The organism is Moheibacter lacus (assembly GCF_014042165.1).
Classification (GTDB): Bacteria; Bacteroidota; Bacteroidia; order Flavobacteriales; family Weeksellaceae; genus Moheibacter; species Moheibacter lacus.
The window spans coordinates 78,865-103,415 of record NZ_JACDZE010000003.1 but is presented as its reverse complement, the minus strand read 5'-3'; the positions used below and the strand labels follow the sequence as shown (position 1 = coordinate 103,415).

Annotated in this window: 25 protein-coding genes and 1 pseudogene; 11 read left to right on the top strand and 15 right to left on the bottom strand. The window is 37.0% G+C overall.

All coding sequences use genetic code 11. The annotated features are described in order from the left end of the window. Positions 1 to 58: 58 nt before the first annotated feature. From HU137_RS09975 to HU137_RS09950, 6 genes are all read right to left on the bottom strand, one after another. Positions 59 to 1,072, bottom strand: coding sequence for a 3-oxoacyl-ACP synthase III family protein (locus HU137_RS09975; RefSeq protein ID WP_182043703.1), 1,014 nt, complete (start codon positions 1,070 to 1,072; stop codon positions 59 to 61). 185 nt (positions 1,073 to 1,257) lie between these two features. Next, positions 1,258 to 1,824 carry an elongation factor P gene (gene efp, locus HU137_RS09970; RefSeq protein ID WP_182043702.1) on the bottom strand — a complete coding sequence of 189 codons (567 nt, stop codon included), beginning with the start codon at positions 1,822 to 1,824 and terminating at the stop codon, positions 1,258 to 1,260. A 21-nt stretch (positions 1,825 to 1,845) separates the two neighbouring features. Beyond that, positions 1,846 to 2,637, bottom strand: coding sequence for an acyl-ACP--UDP-N-acetylglucosamine O-acyltransferase (lpxA, locus tag HU137_RS09965; protein WP_182043701.1), 792 nt, complete (start codon positions 2,635 to 2,637; stop codon positions 1,846 to 1,848). An 11-nt stretch (positions 2,638 to 2,648) separates the two neighbouring features. Next, on the bottom strand, positions 2,649 to 4,043 hold the full coding sequence (locus HU137_RS09960; protein WP_182043700.1) for a bifunctional UDP-3-O-[3-hydroxymyristoyl] N-acetylglucosamine deacetylase/3-hydroxyacyl-ACP dehydratase: 1,395 nt from the start codon (positions 4,041 to 4,043) through the stop codon (positions 2,649 to 2,651). Beyond that, entirely contained in the window at positions 4,043 to 5,083 is a 1,041-nt protein-coding gene (gene lpxD, locus HU137_RS09955; protein WP_182043699.1) for a UDP-3-O-(3-hydroxymyristoyl)glucosamine N-acyltransferase, read from the bottom strand. The genes HU137_RS09960 and lpxD overlap by 1 nt, the downstream gene beginning before the upstream one ends. 42 nt (positions 5,084 to 5,125) lie before the next feature. Then, a complete protein-coding gene (locus tag HU137_RS09950) occupies positions 5,126 to 6,349 on the bottom strand; it encodes an HD domain-containing protein (protein ID WP_182043698.1) in 1,224 nt (407 codons plus the stop codon). 53 nt (positions 6,350 to 6,402) lie between these two features. Here HU137_RS09950 and porX point away from each other — a divergent pair, with 53 nt between their 5' ends. From porX to HU137_RS09910, 8 genes and pseudogenes are all read left to right on the top strand, one after another. After that, a complete protein-coding gene (gene porX / locus HU137_RS09945) occupies positions 6,403 to 7,950 on the top strand; it encodes a T9SS response regulator signal transducer PorX (RefSeq protein ID WP_182043697.1) in 1,548 nt (515 codons plus the stop codon). 107 nt (positions 7,951 to 8,057) lie between these two features. Further along, positions 8,058 to 8,456, top strand: a pseudogene (locus HU137_RS13000) (rhodanese-like domain-containing protein). 83 nt (positions 8,457 to 8,539) lie between these two features. Then, a complete protein-coding gene (locus HU137_RS09935) occupies positions 8,540 to 9,103 on the top strand; it encodes a YeeE/YedE family protein (protein WP_182043696.1) in 564 nt (187 codons plus the stop codon). A gap of 11 nt (positions 9,104 to 9,114) precedes the next feature. Then, positions 9,115 to 9,609 carry a DUF6691 family protein gene (locus HU137_RS09930; protein ID WP_182043695.1) on the top strand — a complete coding sequence of 165 codons (495 nt, stop codon included), beginning with the start codon at positions 9,115 to 9,117 and terminating at the stop codon, positions 9,607 to 9,609. An 84-nt stretch (positions 9,610 to 9,693) separates the two neighbouring features. Further along, positions 9,694 to 10,098, top strand: a complete 405-nt coding sequence (tsaE, locus tag HU137_RS09925; RefSeq protein ID WP_182043694.1) for a tRNA (adenosine(37)-N6)-threonylcarbamoyltransferase complex ATPase subunit type 1 TsaE — start codon at positions 9,694 to 9,696, stop codon at positions 10,096 to 10,098. Positions 10,099 to 10,107: 9 nt separating this feature from the next. Next, a complete protein-coding gene (locus tag HU137_RS09920) occupies positions 10,108 to 11,313 on the top strand; it encodes an alanine dehydrogenase (protein WP_182043693.1) in 1,206 nt (401 codons plus the stop codon). Between the two features lie 20 nt (positions 11,314 to 11,333). Then, positions 11,334 to 11,714, top strand: a complete 381-nt coding sequence (locus tag HU137_RS09915) for a hypothetical protein (protein WP_182043692.1) — start codon at positions 11,334 to 11,336, stop codon at positions 11,712 to 11,714. Next, positions 11,707 to 12,813 (top strand): acyltransferase family protein, encoded by a 1,107-nt coding sequence (locus HU137_RS09910; protein ID WP_182043691.1) that lies wholly within the window; start codon positions 11,707 to 11,709, stop codon positions 12,811 to 12,813. Before HU137_RS09915 ends, HU137_RS09910 begins: the two co-directional genes overlap by 8 nt. Position 12,814: 1 nt before the next feature. Here the strand turns inward: HU137_RS09910 and HU137_RS09905 are convergent, their stop codons facing one another. Together HU137_RS09905 and hpt are read right to left on the bottom strand one after the other, a co-directional pair. Next, positions 12,815 to 13,393 carry an adenylate kinase gene (locus HU137_RS09905; RefSeq protein ID WP_182043690.1) on the bottom strand — a complete coding sequence of 193 codons (579 nt, stop codon included), beginning with the start codon at positions 13,391 to 13,393 and terminating at the stop codon, positions 12,815 to 12,817. 2 nt (positions 13,394 to 13,395) lie between these two features. Next, positions 13,396 to 13,932 carry a hypoxanthine phosphoribosyltransferase gene (gene hpt, locus HU137_RS09900; protein WP_182043689.1) on the bottom strand — a complete coding sequence of 179 codons (537 nt, stop codon included), beginning with the start codon at positions 13,930 to 13,932 and terminating at the stop codon, positions 13,396 to 13,398. Between the two features lie 198 nt (positions 13,933 to 14,130). On the opposite strand from hpt, the gene hemF reads away from it, so the two are divergent. Continuing rightward, positions 14,131 to 15,033: an oxygen-dependent coproporphyrinogen oxidase gene (gene hemF / locus HU137_RS09895; RefSeq protein WP_182043688.1), complete on the top strand. Its 903-nt coding sequence runs from the start codon at positions 14,131 to 14,133 to the stop codon at positions 15,031 to 15,033. A gap of 450 nt (positions 15,034 to 15,483) precedes the next feature. On the opposite strand, the gene HU137_RS09890 is transcribed toward hemF, so the two are convergent. From HU137_RS09890 to HU137_RS09875, 4 genes are all read right to left on the bottom strand, one after another. Next, positions 15,484 to 16,710, bottom strand: coding sequence for a dihydrolipoamide acetyltransferase family protein (locus tag HU137_RS09890; RefSeq protein WP_182043687.1), 1,227 nt, complete (start codon positions 16,708 to 16,710; stop codon positions 15,484 to 15,486). A 140-nt stretch (positions 16,711 to 16,850) separates the two neighbouring features. Continuing rightward, positions 16,851 to 18,011: an acyl-CoA dehydrogenase family protein gene (locus HU137_RS09885; protein WP_182043686.1), complete on the bottom strand. Its 1,161-nt coding sequence runs from the start codon at positions 18,009 to 18,011 to the stop codon at positions 16,851 to 16,853. Positions 18,012 to 18,160: 149 nt separating this feature from the next. Then, the gene (locus HU137_RS09880; protein WP_182043685.1) at positions 18,161 to 18,856 is read right to left on the bottom strand and encodes a zinc metallopeptidase; all 696 of its coding nucleotides are present in this window, start codon (positions 18,854 to 18,856) and stop codon (positions 18,161 to 18,163) included. A 15-nt stretch (positions 18,857 to 18,871) separates the two neighbouring features. Further along, positions 18,872 to 19,270 carry a hypothetical protein gene (locus HU137_RS09875; protein WP_182043684.1) on the bottom strand — a complete coding sequence of 133 codons (399 nt, stop codon included), beginning with the start codon at positions 19,268 to 19,270 and terminating at the stop codon, positions 18,872 to 18,874. Positions 19,271 to 19,379: 109 nt separating this feature from the next. On the opposite strand from HU137_RS09875, the gene HU137_RS09870 reads away from it, so the two are divergent. Then, positions 19,380 to 20,828, top strand: coding sequence for a S41 family peptidase (locus tag HU137_RS09870; RefSeq protein ID WP_182043683.1), 1,449 nt, complete (start codon positions 19,380 to 19,382; stop codon positions 20,826 to 20,828). A gap of 33 nt (positions 20,829 to 20,861) precedes the next feature. Continuing rightward, positions 20,862 to 21,986, top strand: a complete 1,125-nt coding sequence (locus HU137_RS09865; RefSeq protein WP_220457214.1) for a GNAT family N-acetyltransferase — start codon at positions 20,862 to 20,864, stop codon at positions 21,984 to 21,986. 93 nt (positions 21,987 to 22,079) lie between these two features. On the opposite strand, the gene HU137_RS09860 is transcribed toward HU137_RS09865, so the two are convergent. The 3 genes from HU137_RS09860 to HU137_RS09850 are packed head-to-tail and all read right to left on the bottom strand — an operon-like array spanning position 22,080 to position 24,491. Next, entirely contained in the window at positions 22,080 to 22,610 is a 531-nt protein-coding gene (locus HU137_RS09860; RefSeq protein WP_182043682.1) for an adenine phosphoribosyltransferase, read from the bottom strand. Between the two features lie 43 nt (positions 22,611 to 22,653). Further along, positions 22,654 to 23,844, bottom strand: a complete 1,191-nt coding sequence (locus tag HU137_RS09855; RefSeq protein WP_182043681.1) for an aspartate aminotransferase family protein — start codon at positions 23,842 to 23,844, stop codon at positions 22,654 to 22,656. Next, a complete protein-coding gene (locus HU137_RS09850) occupies positions 23,844 to 24,491 on the bottom strand; it encodes a hypothetical protein (RefSeq protein ID WP_182043680.1) in 648 nt (215 codons plus the stop codon). The genes HU137_RS09855 and HU137_RS09850 overlap by 1 nt, the downstream gene beginning before the upstream one ends. Between the last annotated feature and the right edge of the window lie 60 nt (positions 24,492 to 24,551).

Sequence of the window (24,551 nt, the reverse complement as noted above, 5' to 3'; positions counted from 1 at the left end):
AGATATTGGTAGTCGAAATAAATACAGAATTATTGCGAAATAATAAGAAATAATGGATTTACCAACGGATCAAAACACTTCCCCAAGTGAATCCACTACCAAATGCAGTCAAACAAATCAAGTCGCCTTTTTGGATTCGGCCTTCTTGAAAAGCTTCGCTTAGCGCAATTGGAATTGAAGCGGCTGTCGTATTTCCGTATTTCTGGATATTGTTAAAAACCTGATCATCGCGTAATCCCAACTGTTTTTGAACAAATTGACTGATGCGTAAATTGGCTTGATGCGGAATAAATAATTTCAAATTGGAAAAATCCTCACCCGCCTTTTCAAATACTTCTTTAACTGATTCAGGGAAACGTGTGACAGCATGTTTAAAAACAAAATTTCCATTCATCACCGGATAAATTTGTTCAGGAGTCAAGGTATTTCCTTCTTCGAGCATCACATCGGACCAACCCAATTTGGTTCCCGGGAATAAAACGGCCAGTTCTTCTGCAAATTCTCCTTCACTGTGCATATTGGAAGAAATAATTCCCCGATTTTCATCATCCGTCGCCGAAACCACAACCGCACCGGCTCCATCTCCAAAAATCACGGAAACACCTCGACCTCGCGTAGTCATATCCAATCCAAACGAATGATTTTCTGCTCCCACTACCAAAATATTTTTATACATCCCGGAACGGATATAAGCATCTGCTGTCGCAAGTGCATAAATAAATCCGGAGCATTGATTACGAACATCGAGTGCGCCGATCGTTTCACAACCCAAATTCTTTTGCAATAATACACCACATCCCGGGAAAAAATAATCAGGACTCAGCGTTGCAAATAAAATGAAATCTATGTCTTTTGCTGTTAGTCCCGCATTTTTAATGGCGATTTCAGCAGCTTTGGTTCCCAAATCAGAAGTCGTAACTCCGGAATGTTTCCCTAAATGACGACGTTCTTTGATTCCGGTTCTTTCTTGGATCCATTCGTCATTGGTTTCCATGAGTTTGGATAAATCGTCATTGGTTACAATATTTTCCGGCACATAATGACCGATTCCGGTTATGATGGACTTTTTCATTGAGTAGAATTTAAGTTCTGATACTTTTGTTGTTTGCGATTTGACAAATTTAATGGAATTTATGAATTGAAAATTATGAAGTTGCTAATTTGTCCTATCTATTTTTTTTAATTTTACACTTGAAAAATAAAAAACCCGACAACTTTTAGAAAACTGTCGGGTTAATTTGGTATGTTTTTTTGAAATTATTCTTTGATTCTTTCCATGTAGGAACCATCTTCTGTATTGATTTTCACTTTATCACCTTCATTAATAAAAAGTGGAACCCGGATTTCAGCTCCGGTTTCTGTGGTTGCCGGTTTAGAAGCATTTGTAGCTGTATCTCCTTTCAATCCCGGTTCAGTGTATGTAATTTCCATGATCACAAACTGCTGAAGTTCCGCAGACAATGGCATTTCATCTTCAGCTCTGAATAAAATCGTTACTTCGTCTCCAGATTTTAGGAATTGCGCATTGTCGATCATTCCTTTATTGATGTAAACTTGGGAAAAATCATCGTTGTTCATAAAATGAAAACCATTATCATCATCGTATAAATATTGGTACTTTCTAGTTTCAACTCTTACTTCATCAATTCTATGCCCTGCAGAAAAAGTATTATCCAGCACTTTACCATTCGTTACGCTTTTTAGTTTTGTACGCACAAATGCGGGTCCTTTTCCAGGTTTAACATGTTGGAATTCTACAATTTTCCATGTATCATCATTCCAGTTGATACATAGTCCTTTTCGTATATCTGCTGTAGTTGCCATTTTATAAATTTGATTGTTTTGTTATAATTCTGCTCTTGTTGTATATCCGGACATAACGCCTCTCGGACTTTTTTTGATAAAATCAAGAATCTGATCACGTTCAGTTGATGCTTCAAAATCCTTTTCTATCACTTCTAAAGCTTGTGTTACGTTTTTACTTTTTTGAAAAAGCACTCGGTAGATGTTTTGGATTTCGGTGATTTTCTCTGTCGTAAAACCTCTTCTTTGAAGTCCGATTGAGTTAACACCTGCATAAGAAAGTGGATTTCTAGCCGCTTTGACAAATGGCGGAACATCTTTTCTGACATGAGATCCTCCGGCTATAAAAGCGTGTTCTCCTATATGCGTAAACTGATGAACCGCACTCATTCCTCCTAAAAACGCATGATCGCCTATTTCTATATGACCGGCAAGCCCTACACCATTTACTAAAATGACATGGTCACCGATTATACAATCATGAGCTATGTGTGCCGTTGCCATCACCAAACAATTGTTTCCAATTTTGGTATAACCCAGCGCATTAGTCCCTCTGTTTACCGTAACACACTCTCTGATTGTGGTATTATCTCCTATATAAGTCAAAGTTTTTTCACCTACATATTTTAAATCTTGTGGTTCTGCCGATATTACGGTTCCCGGATATATTTTACAATTTTCACCGATTCGTGCACCTTCCATGATGGTGACGTTTGGGCCTATCCATGTTCCTTCTCCAATTTCCACATTGTCATAAATCGTTGAAAATGGCTCTATAATTGCTGTTTCAGCAACTTTTGCGTTTGGGTGAATGTAGGCCAAGGGTTGATTCATTATTTCCAAAATTATATTTTGTCTTTTGTTACCAATGCCATCATTTCTGCTTCTACAGCGATGGTGTCGTTTACATATCCGTATCCTTGCATGTGGACGATTCCTCTTCTAATGGGTTGTAATAAGTCCACTTTCAGAACCAAAGTATCACCCGGTATGACTTTTCGTTTAAATTTTACATTTTCAATTTTCATGAAGTAGGTCGAATAATCCTTTGGATCATCGATTTCTCCTAAAACCAAAATCCCACCCAATTGAGCCATAGCCTCAACTTGTAAAACGCCCGGCATAACAGGTTCTTGCGGAAAATGTCCAACGAAAAATGGTTCGTTCATCGTAACATTTTTTACCCCAACCAATGAAGATTCTGATTTTTCAATCACTTTATCTAACAATAAAAATGGCGGACGGTGTGGAAGAATTTTCATGATATCATTGATATCATAAATCGGCTCTTTGGTCAAATCAAATTCCGGAACATTTTTTCTTTTTGCAATTCCGATTTGTTTGCTCAGTTTTTTCGCAAAGTTCGTATTGATCTGATGCCCAGGCTTATTGGCGATGATTTTGGCTTTTAATTTGGTTCCAATTAAAGCCAAATCTCCAACTACGTCTAATAATTTATGACGAGCAGCTTCATTTGGATAATGAAGCGTGATGTTGTCCAAAACACCATTTGGTCGAATGGAAACATCTTCTTTGTTAAATGCTTTTGTGAGTTTTTGACGGGTTTCAGGCGTGATTTCTTTGTCTACATATACGATTGCATTTCCCAAATCTCCTCCTTTTATCAAACCTGCGTCCAATAAATATTCGATTTCATGCAAAAAACTAAAAGTTCTTGCATTGGCAATTTCATCTTTAAATTCGGACATGCTTTTGATAGAAGCATTTTGAGTCCCCAAAACTTTGGTTCCGAAATCGACCATGGTGGTCACTTGATACTCATCGGCAGGAATAGCCGTGATTTCAGATCCGGTTTCGGGATCTTGATAGGTGATGATATCTTTTACGACAAAATACTCTCTTTCCTCATCTTGCTCTTCAATTCCAGCTTTTTCAACTGCTTCCACAAAGAATTTGGAAGAACCATCTAAAATGGGTACTTCCGAATTGTTGATTTCAATGAGAACATTGTCCAAATCCATTCCGGTTAACGCTGCCAAAAGGTGTTCCGTAGTATGGATCTTTACACCTTTTTTCTCTATCGTAGTTCCTCTTTCAGTGCTGGTGACGTAATTTGCATCAGCTTCTACATGAGGATTTCCTTCTAAATCCGTTCTGACAAATACAAATCCAGTATTTACCGGTGCCGGTTTTAATGTCATGGTAACTTCGCGTCCCGTATGGAGACCAACACCGTTGAAGGTGTATTCGTTAGCCAATGTTTTTTGTTTATCTGACATTAATCTTTTATTGTTTGTTGTTGCTTATATTCTTTTTCTAATTCTTCCAATCGTTTGACGATGCTTGGGAAATTTCGGAAATATACGTAAGATTTTCTAAAATCTGAGGCATCCATAGATGGTGAACCATAGATTTTCGCACCATCCGGAACGTTATTGTTCACCCCACTTTGGGCTTGAATCTGTACGTAATCTCCTATTTTTAAATGACCGACGATTCCAACTTGTCCTCCGATCATACAATTTTTACCGATTTTGGTTGATCCTGCTACACCAGTTTGTGAAGCAATCACCGTGTTTTCTCCAATTTCTACATTGTGCGCAATTTGAATTTGGTTGTCCAATTTCGCTCCTGCACGGATGAGTGTCGTTCCTAAAGTAGCACGGTCAATCGTACATGATGAACCGATTTCTACATTGTCTTCTATTTTCACATTCCCAATCTGAGGAACTTTTTCCAATTTCCCTTCTGCAGTTGGTGTAAATCCAAATCCATCTGCTCCCAAAACGGAATTGGAATGGATGATACAATTTTTACCAATTTTGGTATCGGTATATAATCTTACACCAGAATGGATCACGCTTCCTTCTCCTATGGCTACATTTTCACCAACATGAACATTGGAATGGATCATCACATCGTTTCCTATTTTCACTTTTTCACCTACATAAACAAAACTTCCGATGTAAACGTTTTCGCCGATTTGGGCAGAATCGTGAATTTGGGAATTGGGTTCAATTCCTACTTTTTTGTTTTTTAAATGATTGGCGTAATGCAATAATTTGGTGAAGGATTTATAGGCATCTTCTACAAAAATCAGCGTAGGAGAAATTTCTTTTTCTGGTATAAAACCATCTGAAACAATCACGATAGAAGCCTCGGTTTTATAAAGATACGGCTCATATTTCAAATTGGATAAAAAAGAAATCGACCCTGATTTCCCTTCCTCAATTTTGGACAAGGTTGAAACTTTTATTTCAGGATTCCCTTCAATTCTACCTTCCAAAACAGAAGCTATTTCTAGTGCGCTAAATTCCATAGTATGCAAAAATATAAATTTTGGGGTTAACTCAAATTTGAATTATATTTTTTTCTTAACATCTAAGTAACATAAATGATACTTTTCGATCGGATTCAATAAATGTTCTGACAAAATCTGTAAAGGACTCACTGAAATTTCTTGTAAACTCTGATCCTTATTCATGATAAAAATTGGAGATTTTGTCTTGTCATACGGTATCACTCTGATCGGAGATTGATGGACAAAATAATCTCCATTTTCTATCCCTAAATATCCTGCTGCTTCTATTTCCAATTTTTTCAACTCTTCATCAGAAACAGCTTCGGTAAATATTTTGGAGACCAATAACTTCCTGTTAATTAAACAACGTGATAAAAACGATAAAATTACATCTTCATGGTATTGCCATTCTTTCAATGAAGCCCAAACATCACTATCATCCAGTTTGATAAATTGATCCAATTGATTCTTCAAACTGTCTTTGGTATCATTTTGTAAAAAATATCCCAAAGCATCTGTCGCAAAAACTTTCCCTCCGTTACGGCTGATTTCCTTTGCTCTTCGAAAGGCTTGGGTCAATAAAACTTCAGCCGTATAGGAAGTCCGGTGATTGTAGACTTGCCAATACATGAACATCCTAGCTGTCAGATATTTCTCTATCGAATAAATCCCCTTTGAGTCCACCACCAGCAAATCATCTTTAACATTTAAAGTCGAAATGATCCGGTCAGGATTGATGTTTCCCTCAACCACACCGGTAAAAAAACTATCTCTTTTTAAATAATCCAAACGATCCATGTCCAATTGGCTGGAAACCAATTGGGTCAGAAATTGTTTTTTATATTCGCCTTTGAAAATCTGAATCGCCAAATCCAATTCACCTGAAAATTCAGCATTCAATTTCTCCATTAGAAACAAAGAAATTTTTTCATGGTACAAATCTTCTATCAACGTATTTTCCAACGTATGTGAAAAAGGTCCATGGCCTATATCATGTAAAAGAATCGCACATAAAACTCCATTTTTTTCTTCATCTGTAATTTCTACATTTTTTGCACGAAGCTCCTCTATGGCTTTCTGCATCAGAAACATCGCACCAAGCGCATGGTGAAATCGAGAATGTTTGGCGCCCGGATAAACCATTTCTGTCAAACCAGTTTGGCATATTCTTCGCAGTCGTTGAAAAATGGGATGTTGAATGATGTCGAAAATTAATTCGTTGGGTATGCTAATAAATCCGTGCACCGGATCGTTAAATACCTTTAGTTTGTTTACATACTCCAAATTGAAAATTTTAATCAGTAAATTAGGAACAAATTTAACAGAAATTCAGGTTTATGGCTATAAAAATTTTATGGATCGATGATGAAATCGACTTATTGAAACCACATTCTCTTTTTTTAGAGAAAAAAGGATATGAAACACAAATGATCAATAATGCGACGGATGCGTTGGAAATAATTCCAAATGAAAATTTTTCTGCCGTTTTAATCGATGAGAACATGCCCGGAATGGGTGGTTTGGAAGCTTTGCAAAAAATCAAAGAAATCAAACCTCAACTTCCTATCGTGATGATCACAAAAAATGAAGAAGAGCATATCATGGAAGAAGCCATTGGCTCTCACATCGCCGATTACCTCATCAAACCTGTCAATCCAAATCAAATTTTATTGAGTTTGAAAAAGATTTTGGATTCCAATAAAATCATTACAGAAAAAGCCGTAGTCAATTATCAACAAGAGTTCCGCAGCATCGCCATGGACATGATGAATGCTCGGGATTTTGAAGACTGGCGCGATATTTATAAAAAGTTGGTGTTTTGGGAATTGGAGTTGGAAAATATTCAGGACACCGAAATGGTCAAAATCCTTGAAGCCCAAAAACAAGAAGCCAATGCTTCTTTTTTTAAATTCGTCGAAAGAAATTATCACGACTGGTTGCATACAGAAGAAAAGCCTGTCTTATCACACACCGTTTTTAAAGACTATGTCAAACCGCATTTGGCAAAAGACAAAAAGACGCTGCTCATCATGGTGGACAACCTACGTTATGACCAATGGAAAACCATCGAACCGCTTTTCAATCAGTTTTATAATTTGGAAAAAGAACAGATGTATTACAGCATTTTGCCTTCGGCAACGCAATATGCACGAAATGCATTCTTCTCCGGATTGATGCCGTCCCAAATCGAAAAGCGTTTCCCAAATGAATGGTTAAACGATAATGATGAAGGAAATAAAAACCAATTTGAAAAAGAATTCCTTGAGGACCAAATGAAAAGACTGGGACTTGGTGATTTAACAACCCAATATTTTAAGGTGTTGAATTCTGATTTTGAAAAGAAAATCCTCGATGAATTCCACCAATACAAAAACAAAAATCTGACAGTAATTGTTTATAATTTCATCGATATTCTTTCCCACGCCAAAACGGACAACCGTATCGTCAGTCAAATGATCCGTGACGATAAAACCTATCGATCCACGACTAAAAATTGGTTTGAAAATTCCTATTTGTTGCAAATTGTAAAAAAAGCACAAGAAGAAGGAATGAAAATTTTGTTGACAACCGATCATGGAACTATTTATGTCCGGAAACCTTCGCAAGTTGTAGGTGATCGTGAAACCAGCACCAATCTGCGTTATAAAATGGGTCGTAAATTACAATATGATGATGATGATGTTTTTGCAATTGACAATGCCGAAGACTATTATTTACCAAAAGTCAATATGACGTCCAAATACATTTTTGCTAAAGAAGACATCTTCCTGGCTTATCCTAAAAATTACAACCATTATGTAAATTATTACAAAGATACCTACCAGCATGGTGGTGTTTCTATGGAAGAAATGATCATTCCTTTTGTGACATTGAATCCGAAATAATTTTTTCTGACTTAAAAACAGTTCAACCTCCTGGAATAAGAAAATCTTGGAGGTTTTGTTTTATATCCATTATTCCAAACTAAATTTGTTTCAGAAAAAATTTGCTCATGACTGACAATTTAGAAGCTTTGCGTTTTCCAATTGGGAATTTGGATATAGAACTTCAAACGGCTGATGTTTTTTCTCTTGAAGAATTTAAAACCTACCTCAATAAAGAAAATGTCCAAATTCTGGATGTACGTGGCGCAACCGAATTCGAAACAGAACACATCGAAGGAGCAGAAAATCTTTTTGTTGGAACCATCTAGGACAATTTAGATAAAATCAGCAAAGAAAAACAGGTTGTGATCCATTGTCAGTCAGGAGATCGTTCAGCCATAGCTTATTCTATTCTCGTTAAAAATGGATTTGAAAATATCAAAAATTTTTCAGGCGGAATGAAAGAATGGTTGGAAACAAATGAAAAAGTGATTTCTTGTAAGGATTCCTTTTGTGCAAATACTTAGAGCCGGCTTAAATTTTAACAGAATTAATTTCGTATGGAAATAATATCTTAACCTTAAATTTATACAAACTCTTAAAATTGAAAATGATAGAAATTATAAAACAACCTTGGCCCTGGTATATCGCAGGGCCATTAATCGGATTGACCGTTCCAGCGCTATTAATCATTGGCAACAAATCGTTTGGTATCAGCTCATCGTTACGGCACGTTTGTGCTTCGTGTATACCCGCCAACATTCCATTTTTCAAATACGATTGGAAAAAAGAAATTTGGAATTTAATTTTTGTTTTGGGCATATTTTTAGGCGGAGCAATCGCTGTAAACCTCTTATCCAATCCCAATCCAGTTGAAGTCCACCCAAAATTGGCTTCAGAATTAGCAGGTTACGGCATTACGAATTTCAACAATTTAGTTCCTGAAGATATCATGAATTGGCAATCATTGTTTACCTTGAAAGGATTTATCATGATGGTAGTTGGTGGATTTCTGGTTGGCTTTGGAACCCGTTATGCAGGTGGATGTACGAGTGGACACGCCATTATGGGATTGTCCAACCTACAACTTCCTTCATTGATCGCGACCATTAGTTTTATGATCGGTGGTTTCATTATGGCAAATTTGATTTTGCCTTTTATTCTTTCACTTTAATTCAAATTGAAATGCAAAAAAATACAGAAAAAGATCTTCAGCTTCGCGAATTAGACGCTATCTGCGTCAACGAAAGCCAATTGCAGCACAAATGGTACCATAATTTGAAATACTTAATTGTAGGAATATTGTTCGGAATTGTTTTCGTAAAATCAGAAGTAATCAGTTGGTTTCGCATCCAGGAAATGTTTCGATTAGAATCCTTTCATATGTATGGAATCATCGGAAGTGCAGTAATTGTAGGCATGATTTCCGTTTTTTTGATTAAAAAATTGAATATCAAAACCATCTATGGCGAACCGATTAAGATTGCACCCAAATCATTTAACAAAGGGCAAATTTATGGCGGACTTATTTTTGGTTTTGGTTGGGCCATCACGGGAGCGTGTCCCGGCCCATTATTTGCACAAATCGGAACGGGTGCAACGGTGATAATTGTCACCCTTTTGAGTGCCATAGCCGGAACTTGGGTTTACGGTTTTTTCAGAGATAGATTGCCACACTGATAGCATTTTCGAATTAAAATTATTATTCCAGAAAATTTCTTGCAACAAATTATTCAGGCTTACATTTGTATTTATTTTTATCGAATGAATTTCAACATCAACCAATTAAAAGAATTGCCAAATGTCGCCAAAGAAATCATTTCCAACTTTCACCAGAAAATCATTTTGTTTGATGGCGAAATGGGCGCAGGAAAAACCACTTTGATCAAAGAAATCATCCACCAAATGGGAAGTGAAGATGAAACCTCCAGTCCTACTTTTTCTATCGTCAACGAATATGAAACCCAAATGGGAAAGGTTTTTCATTTTGATTTATATCGGATCAAATCTGAAGAAGAAGCGATGGATTTTGGTATAGAAGAATATTTAGATTCTGGAAATTATTGCTTCATCGAATGGCCCGATAAAATCAAAAATCTCCTTCCAACTTCTTATCATACTGTTAAAATAGTTGCGGAGGAAAACCAAAGAACCATTATTTTTGTGTAAATTTAAAAGATGGAACATAGCGGAGTGTACACACCTTTTTCCCGTCAGGAATTGATGCCCAAAGAAGAGCGGCTTGAAGTTCAGTTAAAAGAAGGAAAATTAACCATCGGGATTCCAAAAGAAACCCATTTACAGGAAAGACGTCTTTGTCTTTCACCTGACGCTGTGCAGGTTTTAGTAGCAAATGGTCATGAAATAACAATTGAAACCGGTGCCGGAGAAGGTGCCAATTATACCGACCAAGAATATGCTGAGGCAGGTGCACAGATTTCTTATGACACAAAAGAAGTATTTTCCAAACCCATCGTTTTAAAAGTCAGTCCCGTAACTTCAGATGAAATCGACTTATTGACACCTGGTACATTTTTGGTTTCAACGGTTCAGTTGAACATGCAAACCAGAAGTTATTTTGAAAAATTGTCAGCTAAAAAAATCACTGCACTCGGATTTGAATTCATCAAAGATGAACATGGATATTTACCGGTCGTTCGTTTATTGAGCGAAATCGCCGGAACAACTTCTGTTTTATTGGCCGGAGAATTGATGTCCAATACCAATGGTGGAAATGGTGTTTTGATGGGCGGTATAGCCGGAGTTCGTCCTGCTGAAATTGTAATTCTCGGTGGTGGAACAGTTGGTGAATACGCTTCAAAAGCAGCATTGGGACTGGGAGCAAATGTCCGTGTCTTTGACAATTCACTCAGTCGATTGCGCAGATTACAAACCGATTTGGGAGTAAGAATTTCGACTTCCATGCTCGATCCAAAGGAATTAGGAAAAGCATTAAAACGATGTGATGTAGCCATAGGCGCATTACGTGTAGATGCCAGAACGCCTTGTGTGGTAACGGAAAAAATGGTCCAAAACATGAAAGAAGGTGCGGTCATTATCGATTTGAGCATCGACAATGGCGGTTGTTTTGAAACTTCAGAAATCACGACGCATAGCAATCCAATCGTCACCAAACACGGCGTTATCCATTATGGTGTGACCAATATCACTTCACGTGTTTCACGTACCACTACAAAAGCATTGAGCAATTTTTTCCTTCCGTATCTACTTTCAGTCGCCAAAGAAGGTGGTTTTGAGCATGTAATAAAATGTGACAGAGGCTTACGTTCCGGTATTTATTTATTCCATGGCCGCATGACCAAAAAGAAAATCAGCGATTGGTTTGACCTTCCATTTCATGACATTAATTTATTAATCGTATAATTGCCAAAATTTTTAAAGCAATGATGGGATTTTGGAAGAGACTGCGTTTTTACTTGATTGGACTTTCAATTGGTGTTGTATTGGTATTGATGTTTTTTGGACCAAGGTCTATGCAATGCTCCTATTTCCCAAATTCCCGTGCTCTGGAAGAAGCCAAAATTTATCCGATGAGTTTTTCAGCCGAAGCCCAACAAACCATCAATGCTGAAAAAATGGACAGTGTTTTTCTTTTTAACGAAATTTTCAAAAAGAGTAAAATCACCAATTTCGGAACGGATGAAGTTCGGGAAACACCTTGTAGAACTTATCGAGCAGCTTATAGAGAGGAAAAGAAATTTGATGTGGTGTATCAGATTTGTAAAAAACAAACGGTAATTAAGGAAATAAAAAAGGTTGAATAATCTCAATAAAATAGACTTGAAACAACCGCTAAGTCAACTTCCCAACCTAAATTCTTTGCGGTTTTTCCTGGCATTGTTCGTCATCCTTTATCATCTTCCTCAATTTTGCGAAAACCGCGGTTTTCCTTTTTTCAAAGATTGGTCGATTTTCCACAAAGGAACTGAAGCTGTTTATGTATTTTTCTCGCTAAGCGGATTCCTGATCATCAGGCAGTTATACGATGAAAAACGAAAAACCAATCATGTTAACCTCAAAAGATTTTACCTCAATCGTATCCTCAGGATTTTCCCCTTGTATTATTTGGTGCTTATTTTTGGGATATTGTATTATGCGGTTATTTTACCACAATTAGGCATGCTGGATGCACATGATTTCCCTATTAAAGAAAGTTTGCTATTTGGATTTACATTTTTGGCCAATGTTTTAGAGACGTTTAAACCCGGCGGCATTTTGGAGATTTTATGGTCCATCAGCATCGAAGAGCAATTTTATATTTTGATCGCTCCTGTTTTTCTCCTAATTAAAAACAAACGAATTTTAACTTTCCTGATTACCTTTTCAATTGTATATTTTTTCTTTTACAATTACACTGGCTTAGAATGGCTTAGAAAGTTTAAAATGCTTTATTATTATTTTTCTGTAAGTGGAATCATTGCTATTCTTTCACTGAAATTCCCAGATTTTAAACTTCCTAAAATCTTAGGATTTTCTATTTTAACGCTGTTCATTCTGTATTTTTTCACACCTCTTTTTGAAGGATTATCAGACGCTTTGTATCATTTGATTTCCATGATCCTTTTCCCGATGGTCATTTGGATTTTGTCTCAAAAATCAATTCCGGTTTTTGATTCAAAAATTTTAAATCATTTAGGGAAAATTTCTTACGGAATTTATATGTATCACGCAATTGCCATGCAAATCGTCGGATTCATCTTTTTAAAGATAATTGATTTTCGAATGATTAACGACTCCATTTTCATCCTGATCTTTTATGGAACTGTGATTCTTTTCACCATCATCATGTCCCATTTTTCCTACCATTATTTTGAAAAATATTTCCTTAAAATGAAAAAGTCTTACTTAAAATCTCAAAGTTGATTTAAGTAAATCGCTCGATTTCAGCCGACAATTTATCTGTGATTTCAGCAATTTCACCTACGCCATTGATTTCGGCATATTTATTTTGAGCTTTGTAATGTTCGGCGACTTCGTCTGTTTTTTTGTAGTATTCGACGATTCTTTCTCGGATCACATCCTCGTTTGCATCATCCGCACGACCGCTTTCTTTTCCTCTTTCAAGCAAACGTCCTACTAAAATTTCATCTTCTACTTTTAAAGAAAGACAAACTGAAACTTCTTGATTCAAGTCTTCTTTGAGAATTTGATCCAAAGATTCTGCCTGTGAAGTCGTTCTGGGATAACCATCAAAGATAAAACCTGAAAAACCTGTATGTTTTTTCAGTTCTTCACGCAACATATTGGTCGTTACTTCATCCGGCACCAAATGCCCTTTGTCCATGTAGGACTGAGCCAATTTACCCAATTCGGTTTGGTTTTTCAAATTGTACCGGAACATATCTCCGGTAGACAATTGTTTCAAATTGAATTTTTCTTCTAAAAATTTAGCTTGGGTTCCCTTTCCGCTTCCCGGAGGGCCAAATAATACGATGTTGATCATTTTTATTGTTTAATTTGATAAATATCCGGTAAGTTTCTGCCTAGACCATCATAGTCCAATCCATAACCTACCACAAATTTATCCGGTATAGTCAGCGCAACCAAATCGATCGTCAGATCTTTTTTATACGCCTCCGGTTTGTACAAAAGTGTAGCTATTTTTATGCTTTTCGCATTCTTTTTACTTAAAATTTTATGTAGTGCTTCCAGCGTATTTCCAGTATCTACGATATCTTCAAGGATGATCACATGCCGTCCCGTCAAATCCATGGGAATGTCCATATGTAATTTCACTTCTCCTGTAGATGCTGTTCCCTCATAAGAAGCCATTTTTAAAAAAGAAATCTCACATTGCCCAGGATATTGTTTCAAAAAATCACTCATAAACATCACCACACCATTTAAAACCCCGATAAATACCGGAACCTCATCTTTATGTTGTTCATAAATCGTATTGGCCATCCTTTTGATCGCATGTTCGATTTCTTCAAATGTAATATAGGGTATAAATACCTTGTCGTGTATGATAATTTCTTCCATAAGTTTCAATGTGTGCCAAAACTACATATTTTTTTAGAATCTGTCAATTTGGGTCAATAAAATTTTATTTCAATTCCCATAATATCCCTAAAAGTCGAAAGTAAAATTTAAATTAGATTCAATTTGAATTAGCAAACATTATAAAAGTCATAAAAAATGGTCATTCAAAATTTTACATTTGTTAGAAATCAAATTCAGATGAAAGACCAATTCTTCAACTATATCCAAAACCTCCAAACTACCATCACCAACGAGTTAGAACGCGTAGACGGCAAAGCCAAATTCCATAAAGACGAATGGCAGCGCGAAGGTGGTGGTGGCGGACTCACGATGGTCATTGAAAATGGTGATGTGATAGAAAAAGGTGGTGTCAATATTTCCCGAGTTTTTGGGGAATTGCCCGAAACCATGCAAAAAGCGCTCAATGTTTCATCAGGAAAATTTTTCGCCTGCGGACTGAGTATGGTCATTCACCCAAAAAGCCCAAAAGTTCCCACTACACATGCCAACTGGCGTTATTTCGAAATGTATGATGATAATGGAAATGTGGTCGACCAATGGTTCGGTGGTGGACAAGATTTAACTCCTTACTATTTGGACGAAGCGGATGCGTCGCATTGGCATTCGGTTTGTAAAAAAGTTTGCGATTCTCACCATCCCGATTTCTATCCGAAATACAAAAAAGAATGCGACGAATATTTCTGGAATTCACACCGAGGTGAAGCACGTGGAATCGGCGGATTGTTTTTTGATTATTTAAAACCAACAGCGGAATTTGATGTGGATTTCTGGTATGATTTTGTGACATCCGTCGGTGATTCATTCCTCGAAGCTTATGTTCCCATTGTGGAAAAACACAAAAACGAAAGTTTTACAGAGGCAGAAAGAACCTGGCAGGAAATCCGTCGTGGCCGTTATGTGGAATTCAATTTAATTCACGACCGCGGGACTTTATTTGGACTTAAAACCAATGGAAGAATTGAATCCATCCTGATGAGTTTACCTGCGCATGTACAATGGCATTATAATCATCAGCCCGAAGTTGGCTCAGAAGAAGAAAAACTTTTGAAGATTTTGATGCATCCGAAAGAATGGGTGTGATAGAATTCTAAATTTTAAATGTTGAATTATGAATTTTATTATCACTAACTAATAATCGTATCCAAAAAAATATTTGAAGGATTGTCAGTAGTCCAATTAATATTATTGCAATTCGTCTAGTCTGAACACTTGCATTTACATCAATTATAATTGGTATTGAAATAGCCAATGAAACTCCTAAAGGCATTAAAATTATTGGAATAATAATTTTCGGAAAATAATACTTATTTAAAAGAACTAAAAAAATCCAACCAATTAAGAAAATAAATCCTGAAAAAATATGATTATACAAATAATAAATTGGACTTGAATCCATTAAATAAATCCAAACTGAAAAATAAGTAAAAATAAATTGTATCAAAATTAGAATTGAGAAAATTATTTTCGCTTTTATATTCATTTTCAAATTTTCAAATCTTCAAATTTCCAAATTATCAAATTATCAAATTATCAAATCAAATTCTCCAACCGCTTCTTCAACGTACTCAAAAATTGCGAAGCCAAAGCGCCATCAATCACTCTGTGATCATAGGAAAGTGATAGCATCATCATTTTACAAACTGCCAATTCTTCTTTTCCATCAACCACCACAACTCCGGCTCCCGAGCGGATTTCACCCAAAGCCAAAACCGCAACTTGCGGTCGGGAAATAATCGGCGTTCCCATCAAACTTCCAAAAATTCCGGTATTGCTCACCGTAAAGGTCGTATCCTGAATGTCGGCCGATTTTAATTTGTTGGATTTGGCATTATTCCCCACCAAATTCACGCTTTCGATGATTTCTTTTAGCGACATTTCGTTCACTTTCTTGACGTTGGGAACGATGAGATTTCCGTCAGGTAAAGCTGTTGCAAATCCAAGGTTGATGTCCTTTTTCAGGATCAATTCGTCTTCGTTCATCCAGGAATTGAATTTTGGAAATTCCACCAACGTATCGATGACCGCTTTCATGATGAAATGTGTATAGGTCAGTTTCAGTCCGTTTTCTTGCTGAAATTCGTCTTTGATTTTTTCGCGATAATTCACCAAATTCGTCACATTTACTTCCGAAAAAGTCGTAACATGTGGAATGATTTGATAAGAAGTTTGAAGATGTTCCGCAGCGATTTGGCGAATTCTCGGCAATGTTTCGACCGTATCTTCAGGTTGTATGTTTAAATTTAATTTTGTAGAAACCTTTTGTGGAATTGGTTTTTCGTCCTTTTTAAGAAATTTAAGAATATCCACTTTTCGGATTCTTCCATTTTCACCGGTTGGCGTTATTTTCTTTAAATCTTCCACTTCCAATCGATTTTCCGCCGCAATTCTGCGAACAACTGGCGAAAGAAAAGATTTCCCGTCCAAAGATTTGGTTTCCAAAAGTTCAACAGAAGAATTTATAGAATTTATTTCGGTTGATTTGATTTCAACTTTTTCTGCATGAACCACCGTATCGGCCGAAACTTCGAGAATCGCAATCGGATGCCCGACTTTCACCTCCTCGCCTTCTCCAACCAGAATTTCCTTGAGAATTCCTTCATATTCCGAAGGTAAATCACTATCGACTTTGTCCGTCCCGATGGTCACAAACAATTCGTCTTTGGCAATTTTATCGCCCGGTTGTTTCAGCCAATCTGTAATGGTAGCTTCCATTACACTTTCGCCCATTTTGGGAAGGAGAATTTGGATTTCTTTCATAGTGTTTGATAAGCGATTAGTGCATAGTGGTTAGTAATTAGTTTTAATACCAAGATAAAAAGAATCATTTCTAAGAATTATTATCAAAAACTATAAAAATCTAATTACTAATCACTTATCGCTATGCACTCAAAATTAATTTATTCAAATGCATTAATTCCCGTAATGTCGTTTCCGGTGATCAACAAATGGATATCATGCGTTCCTTCGTAGGTAATCACCGATTCCAAATTGGCAGCATGGCGCATCATCGGATAATCGCCTACGATCCCCATTCCACCAAGGATTTGACGGGACTCACGTGCGATGTCAATCGCCATTTTCACGTTGTTTCGTTTTGCCATGGAAATCTGAGCCGGAGTCGCTTTGTCTTCATTTTTCAACGTTCCCAAACGCCAAACCAATAATTGGGCTTTGGTGATTTCGGTAATGAATTCAGCCAATTTCTTTTGTTGCAATTGAAAAGAAGCAATCGGTTTCCCAAATTGTTTTCGCTCCAAAGCATATTGTAGAGCTACTTCATAACAATCAATCGCAGCGCCAATTACACCCCAGGAAATTCCATATCGGGCAGAATTCAAACAAGAAAGCGGTCCTTTCAAACTGCTGACATTTGGCAATACGTTTTCTTTCGGAACAACCACATCTTCAAACACCAATTCTCCGGTTTTTGATGCACGCAAAGACCATTTGTCATGAGTTTCAGGCGTTGAAAATCCTTTCATTTCACGCTCTACAATCAGTCCGCGGATTTTTCCTTCTTCATCTCTTGCCCAAACGACTGCAATGTCTGCAATCGGGGAATTGGTAATCCACATTTTGGCACCATTTAAAATATAATGATCGCCTTTATCGACTACGCGGGTTTCCATTCCAGCGGGATTGGAACCATGATTGGGTTCCGTCAAACCGAAACAACCGATCATTTCACCTGAAGCCAATTTGGGTAAATATTTCATACGTTGTTCTTCCGAACCAAAGGTGTAAATCGGATACATCACCAAAGAAGACTGAACGGAAGCCGCCGAACGAACTGCACTATCGCCTGCTTCTAATTCCTGCATAATCAATCCATAAGCAATTTGATCGAGACCAGCTCCACCATATTGTTCCGGAATATAAGGCCCTAAAGCTCCGATTGCACCGAGTTTCGGCATCAATCCGGGGATGTCGGTATGGTTGTGCGCTGCATTGTCAATCACAGGTTTAATCTCCTGATTGACAAAGTCCCGCACGCTTTGTCGAACCAATTTATGTTCTTCCGTCAACAAGTCGTCTATTTGAAAATAATCTGTAGCCATTTTAAGTTTGTTTTGAAGCGTAAAATTAATCAGAATTGTAGGATTGCCAAATATTTTAATAAAGTCTTGTATCAACTTTATGAAAGAAAAAAACCTGTCAAGACATTAAGACCTGACAGGTTTGGAAAATATTTTAAAAAGAAGAAAAATTACTCTCTTCTTCCCATTGCGATCATCACAAAATAAAGCAGTTGCGCCAATGACCCAATCGCTGCCACCAAATAGGTTCTCGCTGCCCATTTTAGTGCATCTTTTGCTCCGTCGTATTCGTTCGGCATCACCATATTTCTTTCTTTTAACCAAGCCAATGCACGGTTACTTGCATCGTATTCGACCGGTAAAGTCACAAATGCAAAAGCAGTTGTAATGGCAAAAAGTACGATTCCTATCCACAAAACAGATGAAATCCCGGAAGAAGCATACAAAATAATTCCACCCATCAACACCCATTGTAGCAAATTACTGGAAATATTGACCATCGGCACCATTTTGGAACGCATCTGCAACCAAGAATAACCTTTTGCATGCTGAACAGCATGTCCGACTTCATGCGCCGCAACAGCCGCAGCCGCAGCATTTCTTTCGTGGTAAACGACTTCAGAAAGATTAACGGTTTTGTTAGCCGGATTATAATGGTCGGTCAACTGACCTGCGGTCGAAATCACTTTCACATCGTGAATGCCGTTGTCAGACAACATTTTTTCGGCGATTTCTTTTCCGCTCATTCCATTCGCCAAATGGACTTTTGAATAATGTTTGAATTTACTTTTCAATTGGTAACTGATATACATGCTCAAAAGCATCGGCACACCTACTACAATCAGATAAATCGGATCAAATCCCATAGTTATATAATTAGTTTATAATTCAAATTTAATTTCGTAAAAATACGTTTTTCCATCGATTTCAAAAATTATACCGTCAGGTCGGTTGTCAGGTTTTGGCGGTTTGAAATTTTGAATCATTCTGGATTGAAGCGGTAAAAATGCTTCCACCATCAAGTGATTATTTTCTGAATTCTTAAACGAATGAACATCAAACAACCTTTTATTTAGCAGAATTTGTTTGATTTCGGTTGATTTCGGTAAACCTTTTACCTCCAAAAGCACATTGTATCCTCTTTCGGATTCTCCTCTGGTCATCGTTTCATAGGTAGCTGTCAAAATTTCAGGTTGTATTTCCTCTGTCAATTTGTTTTTCTGACAACTTATCAATTGAAATGTCATGACGATTAAAATGAATATTTTGAAGGGATTCATGGCTGCGATATGATTTTTTAAGGAAGATTTTATACTTTTAATAACTAAATTTGAGTTCTATTACTATTCAAATTCATTGATTTAAAAATACAATTAATATTCCAATCCCATGAAATACAAAATTTTTGCTTTGTTTTTTCTGTTGTTCATAGCCAATTCTTGTAACAACGATGATGATAATGGACTTCCTCCTTCCGCTTCTGTAAACGATTTTGTGTGGAAGGCGATGAATCTTTGGTATTATTGGCAAGAAGATGTTCCCGATTTGGCAGATGATCGATTTTCATCAGATGCTCAATACACGGAATATCTGAATTCGCAACAAACCGACGAGCTATTTTTCAATTTGTTGTATGATTATGGAAATACGGATCGTTTTTCATGGATCGTAGAAGATTACCATGAATTGGATAATGCATTTGCCGGAATAACAAAATCTTATGGGATGGATTTTGGGCTGGTTTATGCCGGTCAAAATACTTCTCAATTATTTGGGTATGTTCAATATGTTTTACCCAATTCTCCTGCTTCCAATGCAGGTTTGCAGCGGGGTGATATTTTTACGCGCATCAATGGAACCCAGTTGACCGACCAAAACTATAATCAACTTTTGGGACAGAATTCTGCTACATTTGGGATGGGATACATTCAGAATGGAGAATTGTTCAATTCCAATGAAGAATTTTCGCTCACCAAAGTTGAAATACAAGAAAATCCGGTTTATCAATCCAATACTTTTTCGATAGATGGACATACCATCGGCTATTTGGTTTTCAATGGATTTCGGGCCAATTATAATGACGAATTGAACGCTGCCATTGCGCAATTGAAGGGTCAGGGCATCACGGATTTGATTTTGGATCTACGTTACAATGGTGGTGGATCTGTCCAAACTTCGGCATATTTGGGAAGCATGATCACCGGACAATTTGACCAACAAGATTTCACCAGATTGACTTTTAATGAAAAAGCCTCTTCTAACAATACCACTTATAAATTTGAAAATCAAGGGAAAACCTATGATGATAATTTAGTTGAAAATGGAAATTTCACCATCGAACATTTGAACCTCAACAAAGTCTATGTTTTGACCACCGGAAACTCAGCTTCTGCTACAGAAATGCTCATCAGTTGTCTGAAACCTTATATCGAAGTCGTTACAATTGGAACAACTACTTATGGAAAAACAGTTGGTTCAATTACGCTTTATGATGCTCCACAAGACTATTATTCTTCAAATGAAAATGTGAATCCTAATCATACCTGGGCGATGCAACCCATCGTTTTCGAATACAAAAATTCTCAAAATCAGTCGAGTCCAACTTTTGGCATCGTTCCCAATCAAGAAGTTAATGAAATCCATTATTTAGAAGATTTATTGCCGCTTGGAAATATCAACGAACCACTGCTATCTGCTGCAATCTCCATGATATCAAATTCCAATTTCAACAAAAATATTTCTCCAAATTTGCATGCTAGCTTGTTTAAAACTTCTCAGAGTCTTGATCCATTTGGAACCGAAATGTATTTGGATAAAGGTTTTGATTTAAATCCGTAGATTCACTTATCTTTGCCCACGATTTAGCAAATTATGAGTATCGAAATCAAAGAAATACACACGCAGAGAGAGTTAAGAGATTTTGTCAAATTTCAAATGAATTTGTACAAAGGAAATCCCTATTTCGTCCCAGCCTTGATGGTGGACGAAGTAAACAGTTTGGACGTTACCAAAAATCCTGCTTTTAAATTTGCATCAGCTCGTTATTTTCTTGCTTACAAAGAAGGGAAAATAGTGGGAAGAGTGGCTGCAATCATCAACGACATAGAAGTCAATGAATTGAAAATCAAAAAATTAAGATTTGGCTGGTTGGATATGATTGATGACATCGAAGTTACCAAAGCTTTGATTTCGAAATTGGAAGAAGTAGGAAAGGAAAACGGTTTGGAATTTATGGAAGGTCCCATGGGTGCTTCCAATTTGGAAAAAGCCGGAATGCTGACTTTTGGTTTTGATCGAATTGCTACGGCAATCGGCCAATATAATTATGCTTATTATCCTGAACATTTAAAAAAATTAGGGTTCGAAATAGAAAAAGAATGGGTGGAACAATTTCTTACTGCCCCAAAGTCTATTGCTCCAAAAATTTATGATTTCGCCAAATTGGTGACAGAACGATACAAATTAAAACTCTTGCATTTTAAAACCGCCAAAGAAATGCAGCCTTATATCAAGCCGGTTTTTGATTTACTAGAAGAATCTTACAAAGGATTGGAAACCTTTGTACCGATTTCTGAAGAACAGAAAGCACATTATGCAAAGAAATATTCGGCGATATTGAATCCGGATTTCATCAGTTTCATCGAGGATGGAGATGGGGAATTATGCGCCTTTGCGATCACGATGCCTTCTTTTGCAAAAGCACTTCAGAAAGCAAATGGTAAATTTTTCCCGTTTGGTTGGTACCATTTGTTAAAAGCAAAGAAAAAGAACGATACGGTCGAATTTGTTTTAATCGGCGTGCATCCGAAATACCAGAAAAAAGGCATAACATCCATCATCTTTAAAGATATGTTTGAGACCTTTACCAAACACAATATCAAATATTTGGAAACCAATCCTGAACTGGAAGAAAACCAAAGTGTTCAAGCGCTTTGGACGGATTATAATCCTGTTCAACACAAAAGAAGGAAGACTTTTAAGAAGAATATCGGGTAATTTCGAAGTACGTCATGCTGAACTTGTTTCAGCATCAAATTATCTTTTTTCGCAATGAGTAGTTGAGTCAAGCTCAACTTGACGTATCTACAATTAATACCTCACCAAACTCTGAATATCAGTCGTAAAAGGATTCAATTTTTCACGTCCGTGTAGAAATTCCAATTCTGCGATAAAACTAAATTGCACTACTTTTCCACCGCATTTCTCTATCAATTTTGCCGTGGCTTCCGCCGTTCCGCCTGTTGCCAAAACATCATCGTGCACCAAAAACCGTTGCCCATTTTGGATGTATTGCGGTTGGACTTCGATCGTTGCATTTCCATATTCTAATTCATAAGATTCTGCAACTGTAGGTGGAGGCAATTTCCCTTGTTTGCGAACCAATACAAATGGAAGATTTAATTTTTGCGCAATCAACAACCCAAATAAAAATCCACGGCTTTCAATTCCACAAACCGCATCGATTTTCCCACGGCTAAATTCCGCAAATGCTTCCACCATTTCGTTGCAAAGTTCTGGTTGCTGAAAAAGCGAAGTGATGTCTTTGTATTGGATTCCAGGCTGAGGAAAATCCGCTACTCGCGCTATATTATCATCAATTCGTTGAGCTAAATCATTCATTTTTATCTTATTATTTAGTAATTCTGAATTCCAAAATCGCAAATTAAAATTCATCCAACACCTCCAACAAAATCCCACAACCTTCTCTGATTTCTTCCTTCGAAATCGTAATCGGTGGCGTAATTCTCAGATTTTGAATGCTGTACATCAGCCAAAAAAGAATCAATCCTTTTTTCATCGCTTTGGCGGCAACTTCAAGTGCAAATTCTTCCGATTCCAATTCGGGTGCGAGCATTAAACCTCGTCCGTGAACGGTTTTGATTTTTGGGTGAACCAATAATTCTCTGAATAATTTTTCTTTTTCATCAATTTGATGCATCAAATCAGATTCCAGCAATTCATCCAAAGTTGCCAATGCAGCGGCTGCCACAACCGGATTTCCACCAAAAGTCGTGATATGCCCCAAAGTCGGATGATGCGAAAGACAATCCATCATTTCGGCACTGGCAGTAAAAGCACCGATCGGCATCCCACTCGCCATTCCTTTTCCCATCACAAGAACATCTGGCACCATATCATAATGTTCAAATGCAAATAATTTTCCTGTCCGCCCAAATCCCGGTTGGATTTCGTCTAGAATCAACAAAGCCCCAACTTCTTCACATCGGTTCTTTAATTTCTTCAAATAATCATTTTGAGGCAATTTGAATCCCGATGCGCCCTGAATCGTTTCGACAACAACTCCGGCAGTTTTTTGGGTGATTTTTGCTAATTCTAATTCTGAATTGAATTCGATGAAATTTATGTTGGGCAATAATGGCCGAAATGCCCGTTTCTTTTCTTCTCGTCCTGCCAAACTCAGCGAACCATGGGTATTACCATGGTAAGCATTTTTACAAGCGATGATTTCTTCACGACCTGTGTATCGTTTTGCCAATTTCATGGAAGCTTCGATGGCTTCTGTTCCAGAATTCACCAAATAGGTCGTATCAAGTGGATTGGGCAATGCCGCTGCCAATTTACGACATAATTCCACTGGTTTTTCTTGGGCATATTCGCCATAAACCATCACATGAAGATGTCGATCGACTTGATTTTTGATGGCTTGATTGACTCTAGGATGTGAATGTCCAAGTGTATTGGCAGAAACACCGGCTGCAAAATCCAAATAGGCCTTTCCATCTTTCCCGTAAACATAAGTTCCTCGCGCAAAATCTACTTCAAATCCGGACGCAAAAGGCGTTGTTTTGGCTTGGTATTGAAAAAAGTCTTGTTGAAGTTTTGAGGCTTTCATTACAAAACTAACAATAAGATGATCACACCTCCTGTAACATAAGATCCTACGGTAATCAAATCAGAAAATGGTTTTGAGAATCTTCTTTCTTCTAAATTTTCTGGGTCAATTTGGTTTTTGTGAAAACGCAATACTTTTTCCGGTTTTCTGATGATATGTGAAACCAAAGTATCGCCCTCCCATTGATCTGCTTGTATTTTATACTTCTCACCATCGGCAGCAATTCGATAATAAAGATTCGGTTTAATTTTAATTTTCAAACTATCCTCAGCAGACATGGCCATTTCAGATTCCATCTTGGACGAAACTTCTCCTAGATCTTTTCCCTTATTCAAAGCAAGTCTTTCATTGTTTTCAAATTCAGCTTTTCTTTGCAATTCATCTTCCGTCAAATCAGTAGATTCTAATTCTAACTTAGCTTTTTGTTCCGTTTTTAGTCTTTCTTCTTTTTGAATCTCCTCTGACCTCCTTCTATTCTCAGCATCTTCTTTTTCTTTTTTACCTGCCATTTCGGTTCGAAGAGAAAGAGAACTTCTATTATCCTGACGCACAACAGTTTCCTCATCTTTAAATTGATAAGGTTTATAAATATAACAACTGGAAAAAACAAATAATAGCGTGGTTATAAGAAAGGTAAATTTTTTCATTTTGGGTTCAATTTTTCAGCATTCTGAATTAAAAAAGTAAAAATACTAATCTAAAACGGA

Bases quoted from the DNA above. Each gene is read 5' to 3' on its own strand.
- HU137_RS09905 (WP_182043690.1), bottom strand. From the start codon at position 13,393: ATGATCAACATCGTATTATTTGGCCCTCCGGGAAGCGGAAAGGGAACC.
- HU137_RS09885 (WP_182043686.1), bottom strand. From the start codon at position 18,011: ATGGCTACAGATTATTTTCAAATAGACGACTTGTTGACGGAAGAACAT.
- efp (WP_182043702.1), bottom strand. From the start codon at position 1,824: ATGGCAACTACAGCAGATATACGAAAAGGACTATGTATCAACTGGAAT.
- hemF (WP_182043688.1), top strand. From the start codon at position 14,131: ATGAAAGACCAATTCTTCAACTATATCCAAAACCTCCAAACTACCATC.
- HU137_RS09855 (WP_182043681.1), bottom strand. From the start codon at position 23,844: ATGAAAGCCTCAAAACTTCAACAAGACTTTTTTCAATACCAAGCCAAA.
- HU137_RS09860 (WP_182043682.1), bottom strand. From the start codon at position 22,610: ATGAATGATTTAGCTCAACGAATTGATGATAATATAGCGCGAGTAGCG.
- porX (WP_182043697.1), top strand. From the start codon at position 6,403: ATGGCTATAAAAATTTTATGGATCGATGATGAAATCGACTTATTGAAA.
- HU137_RS09880 (WP_182043685.1), bottom strand. From the start codon at position 18,856: ATGGGATTTGATCCGATTTATCTGATTGTAGTAGGTGTGCCGATGCTT.
- HU137_RS09920 (WP_182043693.1), top strand. From the start codon at position 10,108: ATGGAACATAGCGGAGTGTACACACCTTTTTCCCGTCAGGAATTGATG.
- HU137_RS09915 (WP_182043692.1), top strand. From the start codon at position 11,334: ATGATGGGATTTTGGAAGAGACTGCGTTTTTACTTGATTGGACTTTCA.
- HU137_RS09850 (WP_182043680.1), bottom strand. From the start codon at position 24,491: ATGAAAAAATTTACCTTTCTTATAACCACGCTATTATTTGTTTTTTCC.
- HU137_RS09870 (WP_182043683.1), top strand. From the start codon at position 19,380: ATGAAATACAAAATTTTTGCTTTGTTTTTTCTGTTGTTCATAGCCAAT.
- tsaE (WP_182043694.1), top strand. From the start codon at position 9,694: ATGAATTTCAACATCAACCAATTAAAAGAATTGCCAAATGTCGCCAAA.
- HU137_RS09960 (WP_182043700.1), bottom strand. From the start codon at position 4,043: ATGTCAGATAAACAAAAAACATTGGCTAACGAATACACCTTCAACGGT.
- lpxA (WP_182043701.1), bottom strand. From the start codon at position 2,637: ATGAATCAACCCTTGGCCTACATTCACCCAAACGCAAAAGTTGCTGAA.
- HU137_RS09930 (WP_182043695.1), top strand. From the start codon at position 9,115: ATGCAAAAAAATACAGAAAAAGATCTTCAGCTTCGCGAATTAGACGCT.
- HU137_RS09875 (WP_182043684.1), bottom strand. From the start codon at position 19,270: ATGAATCCCTTCAAAATATTCATTTTAATCGTCATGACATTTCAATTG.
- HU137_RS09890 (WP_182043687.1), bottom strand. From the start codon at position 16,710: ATGAAAGAAATCCAAATTCTCCTTCCCAAAATGGGCGAAAGTGTAATG.
- HU137_RS09865 (WP_220457214.1), top strand. From the start codon at position 20,862: ATGAGTATCGAAATCAAAGAAATACACACGCAGAGAGAGTTAAGAGAT.
- HU137_RS09935 (WP_182043696.1), top strand. From the start codon at position 8,540: ATGATAGAAATTATAAAACAACCTTGGCCCTGGTATATCGCAGGGCCA.
- lpxD (WP_182043699.1), bottom strand. From the start codon at position 5,083: ATGGAATTTAGCGCACTAGAAATAGCTTCTGTTTTGGAAGGTAGAATT.
- hpt (WP_182043689.1), bottom strand. From the start codon at position 13,932: ATGGAAGAAATTATCATACACGACAAGGTATTTATACCCTATATTACA.
- HU137_RS09975 (WP_182043703.1), bottom strand. From the start codon at position 1,072: ATGAAAAAGTCCATCATAACCGGAATCGGTCATTATGTGCCGGAAAAT.